General features: G+C 70.7%; 8 protein-coding genes. All 8 read left to right on the forward strand.

Annotation, left to right across the window (positions count from 1 at the left end; translation table 11 throughout):
* Window positions 1–242: 242 nt before the first annotated feature.
* The 8 genes from ruvC to AB0H32_RS43700 all read left to right on the forward strand — a co-directional run bounded on the left by ruvC (window position 243) and on the right by AB0H32_RS43700 (window position 9,665).
* Window positions 243–782 carry a crossover junction endodeoxyribonuclease RuvC gene (gene ruvC / locus AB0H32_RS43665; protein ID WP_361133755.1) on the forward strand — a complete coding sequence of 180 codons (540 nt, stop codon included), beginning with the start codon at window positions 243–245 and terminating at the stop codon, window positions 780–782.
* Complete coding sequence (gene ruvA / locus AB0H32_RS43670; RefSeq protein ID WP_361133758.1) at window positions 779–1,387, forward strand: Holliday junction branch migration protein RuvA; 609 nt, start codon at window positions 779–781, stop codon at window positions 1,385–1,387. The genes ruvC and ruvA overlap by 4 nt, the downstream gene beginning before the upstream one ends.
* A 27-nt stretch (window positions 1,388–1,414) precedes the next feature.
* Entirely contained in the window at window positions 1,415–2,509 is a 1,095-nt protein-coding gene (gene ruvB / locus AB0H32_RS43675) for a Holliday junction branch migration DNA helicase RuvB (RefSeq protein ID WP_361133761.1), read from the forward strand.
* Window positions 2,510–2,683: 174 nt separating this feature from the next.
* A complete protein-coding gene (gene yajC, locus AB0H32_RS43680; protein ID WP_361133764.1) occupies window positions 2,684–3,184 on the forward strand; it encodes a preprotein translocase subunit YajC in 501 nt (166 codons plus the stop codon).
* A gap of 141 nt (window positions 3,185–3,325) precedes the next feature.
* Window positions 3,326–5,116 carry a protein translocase subunit SecD gene (gene secD / locus AB0H32_RS43685; protein WP_361133767.1) on the forward strand — a complete coding sequence of 597 codons (1,791 nt, stop codon included), beginning with the start codon at window positions 3,326–3,328 and terminating at the stop codon, window positions 5,114–5,116.
* Window positions 5,117–5,119: 3 nt separating this feature from the next.
* Window positions 5,120–6,229 (forward strand): protein translocase subunit SecF, encoded by a 1,110-nt coding sequence (gene secF / locus AB0H32_RS43690; RefSeq protein WP_361133769.1) that lies wholly within the window; start codon window positions 5,120–5,122, stop codon window positions 6,227–6,229.
* A complete protein-coding gene (locus AB0H32_RS43695) occupies window positions 6,226–6,765 on the forward strand; it encodes an adenine phosphoribosyltransferase (RefSeq protein WP_361133771.1) in 540 nt (179 codons plus the stop codon). The genes secF and AB0H32_RS43695 overlap by 4 nt, the downstream gene beginning before the upstream one ends.
* Window positions 6,766–7,148: 383 nt before the next feature.
* Complete coding sequence (locus AB0H32_RS43700; RefSeq protein ID WP_361133774.1) at window positions 7,149–9,665, forward strand: bifunctional (p)ppGpp synthetase/guanosine-3',5'-bis(diphosphate) 3'-pyrophosphohydrolase; 2,517 nt, start codon at window positions 7,149–7,151, stop codon at window positions 9,663–9,665.
* Window positions 9,666–9,705: the final 40 nt, after the last annotated feature.

Here is a 9,705-nt window from a genome sequence, read left to right on the forward strand (position 1 = left end):
CGCGACGTTTTCTTCGTGTTGGTCCAGCCGTCGGCCCGCGGCCCCCGGCACTGCCGGTTCCCCGGGGGCCGGCTGGCACAGGCCCCCCGGCCCCGCCGTCGTTGTCGGTGGCAGCGGTTAGCCTGGCGTCATCCGGAGATCGCCGTCCGCGGACCGCAACCATCGGTTGGGGAATCACGACGGTGCTCAGCCAGGTCCGCGAGAACGGCGGCGGTTCAGCCGCAAGGAGGGGAGGGGGCGCGGTGCGCGTACTGGGGGTGGACCCCGGACTGACGCGGTGCGGCATCGGCGTCGTCGAGGGGGTCGCGGGCCGGCCGCTCACCATGCTCGGCGTCGGGGTCGTACGGACCCCTGTGGACGCCGAGCTGAGCCTGCGCCTGCTCGCCGCCGAAGAGGGCATCGAGGAGTGGCTGGACGAGCACCGGCCCGAGATCGTCGCCGTGGAGCGTGTCTTCAGCCAGCACAACGTGCGCACGGTGATGGGCACCGCCCAGGTCAGCGCCGTCGCGATGCTGTGCGCGGCCCGGCGCGGCATCCCGGTCGCCCTGCACACCCCGAGCGAGGTCAAGGCCGCCGTCACCGGCAGCGGCCGCGCCGACAAGGCCCAGGTCGGCGCCATGGTCACCCGGTTGCTCCGGCTCGCCGCGCCGCCCAAGCCCGCCGACGCCGCCGACGCCCTCGCGCTCGCCATCTGCCACATCTGGCGCGCACCCGCCCAGAACCGGCTCCAGCAGGCCGTCGCCCTGCACACCGTCAACGCAACGAAAGGCCGTACGGCATGATCGCCTTCGTCAGCGGACCGGTCGCCGCCCTCGCCCCCGACGCAGCCGTCGTCGAGGTCGGCGGCGTCGGCATGACCGTCCAGTGCACGCCGAACACGCTGTCGACGCTCCGCATCGGCCAGCCCGCCAGGCTGCACACCTCCCTGGTCGTACGCGAGGACTCCCTCACCCTGTACGGCTTCGCCGACGACGACGAGCGCCAGACCTTCGAGCTGCTGCAGACCGCGAGCGGAGTCGGTCCGCGCCTGGCCCAGGCGATGCTCGCCGTGCACACCCCGGACGTGCTGCGCCGTGCCGTCGCCACCGCCGACGAGAAGGCCCTCACCGCCGTCCCCGGCATCGGCAAGAAGGGCGCGCAGAAGCTGCTGCTGGAGCTGAAGGACCGGCTCGGTGCCCCCACCGGCGCCGCCCCGGCGGTGGGCGCCCCGGTGACCCAGGGCTGGCGCGACCAGCTGCACGCGGCCCTCATCGGCCTCGGCTACGCCTCCCGCGAGGCCGAGGAGGCGGTTGCCTCCGTCGCCCCCCAGGCCGAGGCGGCCGGCGGCACGCCCCAGGTGGGCCTGCTGCTGAAGGCCGCCCTGCAGACCCTCAACCGCGCCCGCTGACCCGCGCCGCCAGCTAGGAGATCTCGAGTGAACTGGGACGACACGACCGACACCTCCGCCGAGGAGCGGCTCGTCGGCCCCGCCGCGGAGCGGCTGGTGGGCTCCGTCGCCGACCGCGAGGACCAGGCCGTCGAGGCCGCCCTGCGGCCCAAGGACCTCGGCGAGTTCATCGGCCAGGAGAAGGTCCGCGAACAGCTCGACCTCGTTCTGCGTGCCGCCCGCGCGCGGGGTGCGACCGCCGACCATGTACTGCTCTCCGGCGCGCCCGGCCTCGGCAAGACCACCCTGTCGATGATCATCGCCGCCGAGATGGGCGCCCCCATCCGCATCACCTCCGGCCCCGCCATCCAGCACGCCGGCGACCTCGCCGCGATCCTCTCCTCCCTCCAGGAGGGAGAGGTCCTCTTCCTGGACGAGATCCACCGCATGTCCCGGCCCGCCGAGGAGATGCTGTACATGGCCATGGAGGACTTCCGCGTCGACGTCATCGTCGGCAAGGGTCCCGGCGCCACCGCCATCCCCCTGGAGCTGCCCCCGTTCACCCTGGTCGGCGCCACCACGCGCGCGGGCCTGCTGCCGCCCCCGCTGCGCGACCGCTTCGGCTTCACCGGACACATGGAGTTCTACGAGCCCGCCGAGCTGGAGCGGGTCGTGCACCGCTCGGCCAGCCTGCTCGACGTCGAGATCGATCCGGACGGTGCCGCGGAGATCGCCGGACGCTCCCGCGGCACGCCCCGCATCGCCAACCGCCTGCTGCGCCGCGTGCGCGACTACGCGCAGGTCAAGGCGGACGGCTTCATCACCCGGGAGATCGCCGCGGCCGCCCTCGCGGTCTACGAGGTCGACGCGCGCGGCCTCGACCGCCTGGACCGGGCCGTGCTGGAGGCGCTGCTGAAACTCTTCGGCGGCGGCCCGGTCGGCCTGTCCACGCTCGCGGTCGCGGTGGGGGAGGAGCGCGAGACCGTCGAGGAGGTGGCCGAACCCTTCCTGGTACGGGAGGGCCTGCTCGCCCGTACCCCGCGCGGCCGGGTCGCCACTCCCGCTGCATGGGCGCATCTCGGTCTGACCCCGCCCCGCACGTCAGCTGGGGGAACCGGACAACAGGACCTGTTCGGGGCGTGATGGCTCCGTGACGGCGGGGCATTGGCGGGTGCAGGAACCCAGGTGCCATGCTGAGCGTTGTTCCATGCACGCGGACTCGCTTAGACTCCGCCGATGCCGCCCTTGCGGGCGGCGCCGACAACCCCCATCCAACAGGCCGCTCACCGCGCGGTCGCGCGAAGGAAATTCCGTCCCGTGAATGCCTTTACCCTTCTCCCCTTCATCGTGCTCATCGCGGCCATGTTCCTGATGACACGCTCGGCCAAGAAGAAGCAGCAGCAGGCCGCCTCCATGCGGAACGAGATGCAGCCCGGATCCGGTGTCCGCACCATCGGGGGGATGTACGCGACGGTCAAGGAGGTCAATGAGGACACGGTCCTCCTCGACGCCGGTCCGGGCGTCGACCTTCTCTTCGCCAAGAACGCGATCGGCGCCGTCCTCACCGACGACGAGTACAACCGCATCGTCCACGGCATCGAGCACGACCTGAAGTCCGACGCCGCCATCGTCCCGGACGACGCCTCCTCCCTCACCGAGTCCGACGCCACCGACGAGCCTGCCGCCGCCTCCGACGACAAGGCCGTCGACCTCGGTAAGAAGGACGCCGACGAGGACAAGACCGACGCGGCCGAGGCCGCCGAGGCCAAGGCGGACGAAGAGCCGAAGAAGACCGACGGCGACTCCGACGCGAAGTAGTCACGTCCCGGGGTGTGCGGCGCGACCTGATCGCGCCCCGCGCACCCCGGGCGCGTCTGTTTCCCGCACGGGAGCCCGACACCATGTCATGGCCGACCGCGCCGACCGGGCGCGGGGCGGCCCGAGAGGGAGTACGAGAAGGTGGCAGCACCTAAGAAGGGCCGGAGCGCGAGTGCCCAGAGCAGGCCAGGGCGCACGCTGGCCCTCATCCTGATCGCCATCGTGGCGCTCACCGGAGGGATGTTCCTTTCCGGGAACACCACGCCGCGTCTCGGCATCGACCTCGCCGGTGGTACGAGCATCACGCTCAAGGCGAAGGCCGACCAGGGGTCCGCGATCAACAAGGCCAACATGGACACCGCGGTCGACATCATGAACCGCCGTGTCAACGGCCTGGGCGTCTCCGAGGCGGAGGTGCAGACCCAGGGGGCCGATCACATCATCGTGAACATCCCCAAGGGCACCAACTCCAAGGAAGCCCAGCAGCAGGTCGGCACCACCGCCAAGCTGTACTTCCGTCCGGTTCTCGCCAGCGAGCCGAGCGGCGCCGCCGCGCCGAGCCCGTCGCCGAGCGCCTCCTCCAGCGGGAGCAGCTCGCCGAGCCCGTCGAGCAGCGCCTCCGGCAAGCAGAAGGCCTCCTCGTCCTCCTCCGCGTCCCCGACGGCCACCGCCACCTCGCAGGGCCGCGCGGTCACCGACGCGCTGAAGGCCGACGCCACGCCGTCGTCCTCCGCGTCCCCGAGCACCAAGTCCTCGCCGAGCGCCACGTCCTCCCCGAGCCCGTCGGCCTCGCCCTCCGGCGCCAGTGCCGGCGCCGCCAAGCTCCAGGCCCAGTACGCCGCCCTGGACTGCACCAAGCCCGCCGAGCGCGCCAAGGCCGGCACGAGTGCCAAGCCGGGCGAGTCCACCGTGGCCTGCGGCCAGGTCGACAAGGTCTGGTACAAGTACGTCCTCGGCCCGGCCGGCGTGGACGGCACCGAGGTGAAGAAGGCCCAGGCGGTCTTCGACACCCAGGGCGCCTCCGGCTGGCAGGTCCAGATGACCTTCACCTCCAGCGGATCGAAGAAGTTCTCGGACATCACCGGCCAGCTGGCCAAGAACCAGTCCCCGCAGAACGAGTTCGGCATCGTCCTCGACGGCCAGGTCGTCTCCAGCCCGTTCGTGCAGTCGGCCATCAGCGGCGGCCAGGCGGAGATCTCCGGCCACTTCACCCAGCAGGAGGCGCAGAGCCTCGCCAACATGCTGTCCTACGGTGCCCTGCCGCTGTCCTTCAAGGAGGACACCGTCACCACGGTGACCGCCGCGCTCGGTGGTCAGCAGCTGCACGCCGGTCTGCTCGCCGGTGCCATCGGCCTCGCCCTGGTCGTGATCTACCTGATCGCCTACTACCGCGGTCTGTCGATCGTGGCCATGGCCTCCCTGATGATCTCCGCGATCCTCACCTACGTGATCATGTCGCTGCTCGGCCCGGCCATCCACTTCGCGCTGAACCTGCCGGCCGTCTGCGGTGCCATCGTGGCCATCGGTATCACCGCGGACTCGTTCATCGTGTACTTCGAACGCATCCGGGACGAGATCCGCGAGGGCCGCTCGCTGCGCCCCGCCGTCGAGCGAGCCTGGCCGCGCGCCCGGCGCACCATCCTGGTCTCCGACTTCGTCTCGTTCCTCGCCGCCGCCGTGCTGTTCATCGTCACCGTCGGCAAGGTCCAGGGCTTCGCGTTCACGCTCGGCCTGACCACCGTGCTCGACGTGGTCGTCGTCTTCTTCTTCACCAAGCCGCTGATGACGCTCCTCGCCCGCCGCAAGTTCTTCGCGAACGGCCACAAGTGGTCCGGGCTCGACCCGAAGAGCCTGGGTGCCAAGCCGCCGCTGCGCCGTACCCGCCGTCCCGCCGGTCCCGCCGCCGGCCCTGTCGACCCGAAGGAAGCGTGAGCGATGTCGAAACTCGGCAGCCTCGGCGCCCGACTGCACCGTGGTGAGATCAGCTACGACTTCGTCGGCAAGCGCAAGATCTGGTACGGCGTCTCGATCCTGATCACCATCACGGCCATCCTCGGCCTGGCGGTGCGCGGCCTGAACATGGGCATCGAGTTCCAGGGCGGCGCGGTCTTCACGACCCCGACGAACATGAGCACCTCGGTGGCCAAGGCCGAGGAGTACGCCAAGGGCGCCTCGGGCCACGAAGCGGTCGTGCAGAAGCTCGGCAACGGCAGCCTGCGCATCCAGATCGCCGGCATCGACACCGGCAAGTCCGACCAGATCAAGCAGACGCTGGCCAAGGACCTGAACCTCAACCCGGAGAAGCTCGCCGCCGACCTGGTCGGTCCGAGCTGGGGCGAGCAGATCGCCAACAAGGCCTGGGAGGGCCTGGCGATCTTCATGGTGCTCGTGGTGATCTACCTGGCGATCGCCTTCGAGTGGCGCATGGCCATCGCGGCGCTCGTCGCGCTGATCCACGACATCACCATCACGACCGGTATCTACGCCCTCGTCGGCTTCGAGGTCACGCCCGGTACGATCATCGGTCTGCTGACGATCCTCGGTTACTCGCTCTACGACACGGTCGTCGTCTTCGACAGCCTCAAGGAGCAGACGAAGGACATCACCAAGCAGACCCGCTTCACCTACAGCGACATCGCCAACCAGTCGATCAACGGCACGCTGGTCCGCTCCATCAACACCACCGTGGTCGCCCTGCTGCCGGTGGCGGGCCTGCTGTTCATCGGCGGCGGCTTCCTCGGGGCCGGCACGCTGAACGACATCTCGCTGTCGCTGTTCGTCGGCCTTGCGGCCGGTGCGTACTCCTCGATCTTCATCGCCACGCCGCTCGTCGCCGACCTCAAGGAGCGCGAGCCGGCGATGAAGGCACTGAGGAAGCGGGTCCTGGCCAAGCGCGCGCAGGCCACCGCCGAGGAGGGCCTCGTGGACGCCCGGTCCGCCGAGGGCGACGAGCCCGAGGACGCCGCTCCCGCCGTGGTGGGTCCGCGCAACCAGCCCGCTTCCCGCAGCCGGGGCCGTGGCCGGCCCTCCGGGAAGCGCCGATGACCGACATCAGGGAACTGCTGCTCAGCCGCATCCGTGATGTGGCCGACTACCCGGAGCCGGGTGTGATGTTCAAGGACATCACGCCGCTCCTGGCGGACCCGGCGGCCTTCACGGCCCTCACCGACGCGCTGGCCGAGATCGCCGCCAACACCGGTGCCACCAAGGTCGTCGGCCTGGAGGCCCGGGGCTTCATCCTGGGCGCCCCGGTCGCGGTCCGGGCGGGCCTCGGGTTCATCCCGGTCCGCAAGGCCGGCAAGCTGCCGGGGGCGACGCTCCGGCAGGCGTACGACCTGGAGTACGGCTCGGCGGAGATCGAGGTGCACGCCGAGGACCTGTCCTCCGGGGACCGTGTGCTGATCGTCGACGACGTCCTGGCCACCGGTGGCACCGCCGAGGCCGCGATCCAGCTCATCCAGCGGGCCGGGGCCGCGGTCTCCGGCCTCGCGGTCCTCATGGAGCTGGGATTCCTGGGCGGGCGCGGGCGTCTGGAGCCGGCGCTGAGCGGGGCTCCGCTGGAGGCGTTGCTCCAGATCTGAGCGTGGTGCGGATGCGGCCGTCGGCGGACCGAGCGATCTCGGCTCCGCCCTCGGCCGCTTCGTGGTTTCCCACCCGCACCACTCGTGCGGTCTTCGTCGCCGCCTGCCGGGTGGCCCCCGTGGGCCGCCCCCGCCGTCGGCGTCCCCATCCCCGCAGGGCGCCCCGTGCAGCAGGCCTCCAGGACGTCCTCGCCCCCGGCCGCAACCTCGCAGTCACCCCCGGAACACCCCGGTGACGCCCCTTGGAATCCCTCGGCGGCCCCTCGTGTTTCAGGGGTAGACGGTCCTCACAGCCGCCTGAAGGCGATGACGGGGCGCAGGATCGATACCATGGGGTCTCCGGAGCCTGACCGGGGGACCCGGATCGCGCACGAGGAGTCCTCTTGCCAGACGAGGCCCAGCCACTGACCGCCGCCAAGCCCGAGCCCGCCTCGGCGCCCGCGGCGAAGCCCGCGCCGAACGCCTCCCACGCGAGGAACGACACCCGCGGGACGGCCGAGCACGCCCAGTCCGCGCCCGTGGAGAAGGCTGCCGAGACCGCGCGCCCCAAACCGGCCCCTCCCGTGCGCCCCGCCGCCGGCCAGCCCGCCCGCAGCGGCTCCTCTAACCGCGTGCGCGCCCGCCTCGCCCGCCTCGGCGTCCAGCGCGCGAACCCGTACAACCCCGTGCTGGAGCCGCTGCTGCGGATAGTCCGCAGCAACGACCCCAAGATCGAGAACTCGACGCTCCGGCAGATCGAGCGCGCCTACCAGGTCGCCGAGCGCTGGCACCGGGGCCAGAAGCGCAAGAGCGGCGACCCGTACATCACGCACCCGCTCGCCGTCACCACCATCCTCGCCGAGCTGGGCATGGATCCGGCCACCCTGATGGCCGGGCTGCTGCACGACACTGTCGAGGACACCGAGTACGGCCTGGACGACCTGCGCCGTGACTTCGGCGACGTCGTCGCCCTCCTCGTGGACGGCGTCACCAAGCTGGACAAGGTCAAGTTCGGCGAGGCCGCGCAGGCCGAGACCGTGCGCAAGATGGTCGTGGCGATGGCGAAGGACCCGCGGGTCCTCGTCATCAAGCTCGCCGACCGCCTGCACAACATGCGCACCATGCGCTATCTCAAGCGCGAGAAGCAGGAGAAGAAGGCGCGCGAGACCCTGGAGATCTACGCGCCCCTCGCCCACCGCCTGGGCATGAACACCATCAAGTGGGAGCTGGAGGACCTCGCGTTCGCGATCCTCTACCCCAAGATGTACGACGAGATCGTGCGGCTGGTCGCCGAGCGGGCGCCCAAGCGGGACGAGTACCTCGCCATAGTGACCGACGAGGTCCAGGCCGACCTGCGCGCGGCCCGGATCAAGGCGACGGTCACCGGGCGTCCCAAGCACTACTACAGCGTCTACCAGAAGATGATCGTCCGCGGTCGCGACTTCGCGGAGATCTACGACCTGGTGGGCATCCGCGTCCTCGTCGACACCGTGCGGGACTGCTACGCCGCCCTCGGCACCGTGCACGCGCGATGGAACCCGGTCCCCGGCCGGTTCAAGGACTACATCGCGATGCCCAAGTTCAACATGTACCAGTCGCTGCACACGACGGTCATCGGCCCCAACGGCAAGCCGGTCGAGCTCCAGATCCGCACGTTCGACATGCACCGCCGTGCCGAGTACGGCATCGCCGCGCACTGGAAGTACAAGCAGGAGGCCGTCGCCGGCGCCTCCAAGGTGCGTACCGACGCGCCCAAGTCGTCCGGCAAGGGAAAGGACGACCACCTCAACGACATGGCGTGGCTGCGCCAGTTGCTGGACTGGCAGAAGGAGACCGAGGACCCGGGCGAGTTCCTGGAGTCCCTGCGCTTCGACCTGTCCCGCAACGAGGTCTTCGTCTTCACCCCCAAGGGCGATGTCATAGCGCTCCCGGCCGGGGCCACCCCGGTCGACTTCGCGTACGCCGTCCACACCGAGGTCGGCCACCGCACCATAGGAGCGCGGGTCAACGGCAGGCTCGTACCGCTCGAATCCACCCTGGACAACGGCGATCTGGTGGAGGTCTTCACCTCCAAGGCGCCGGGCGCGGGACCCTCCCGCGACTGGCTCGGATTCGTCAAGTCGCCGCGGGCCCGCAACAAGATCCGGGCCTGGTTCTCCAAGGAGCGCCGCGACGAGGCGATCGAGCAGGGCAAGGACGCCATCGTCCGCGCCATGCGCAAGCAGAACCTGCCGATCCAGCGCATCCTCACCGGCGACTCCCTGGTCACGCTCGCGCACGAGATGCGCTACCCGGACATCTCCGCGCTCTACGCGGCGATCGGCGAGAGCCATGTCTCCGCCCAGCACGTCGTGCAGAAGCTCGTCGCCGCGCTCGGCGGGGAGGAGGCCGCCACCGAGGAGATCGACGAGGCCGTCCCGCCCACGCGCACCCGCGGGCGCAAGCGCCGCTCCAGCGCCGACCCCGGCGTGGTCGTCAAGGGCGTCGACGACGTGTGGGTCAAGCTGGCCCGCTGTTGTACGCCCGTCCCCGGCGACCCGATCATCGGCTTCGTCACGCGGGGTAGTGGTGTATCGGTTCACCGGAGCGACTGCGTCAACGTGGAGTCACTGTCGCGCGAGCCGGAGCGGATCCTCGACGTCGAGTGGGCTCCCACCCAGTCCTCGGTCTTCCTGGTCGCCATCCAGGTCGAGGCCCTGGACCGCTCCCGCCTGCTGTCGGACGTCACCCGCGTGCTGTCCGACCAGCACGTCAACATCCTGTCCGCGGCCGTCCAGACCTCCCGCGACCGTGTGGCCACCTCCCGCTTCACCTTCGAGATGGGCGACCCGAAGCACCTCGGCCACGTCCTGAAGGCCGTCCGGGGCGTGGAGGGCGTGTACGACGTCTACCGCGTGACCTCGGCGCGCAGCCGGTCGTAGACGCGCGACGCGCAAGGGCCCCGTACGCCGTGTACGGGGC

The organism is Streptomyces sp. NPDC020362 (assembly GCF_040642095.1).
Lineage (GTDB): Bacteria > Actinomycetota > Actinomycetes > Streptomycetales > Streptomycetaceae > Streptomyces.

Coding starts and splice junctions, on each gene's coding strand:
- secF (WP_361133769.1), top strand. CDS start 5,120: ATGTCGAAACTCGGCAGCCTCGGCGCCCGACTGCACCGTGGTGAGATC.
- ruvA (WP_361133758.1), top strand. CDS start 779: ATGATCGCCTTCGTCAGCGGACCGGTCGCCGCCCTCGCCCCCGACGCA.
- AB0H32_RS43695 (WP_361133771.1), top strand. CDS start 6,226: ATGACCGACATCAGGGAACTGCTGCTCAGCCGCATCCGTGATGTGGCC.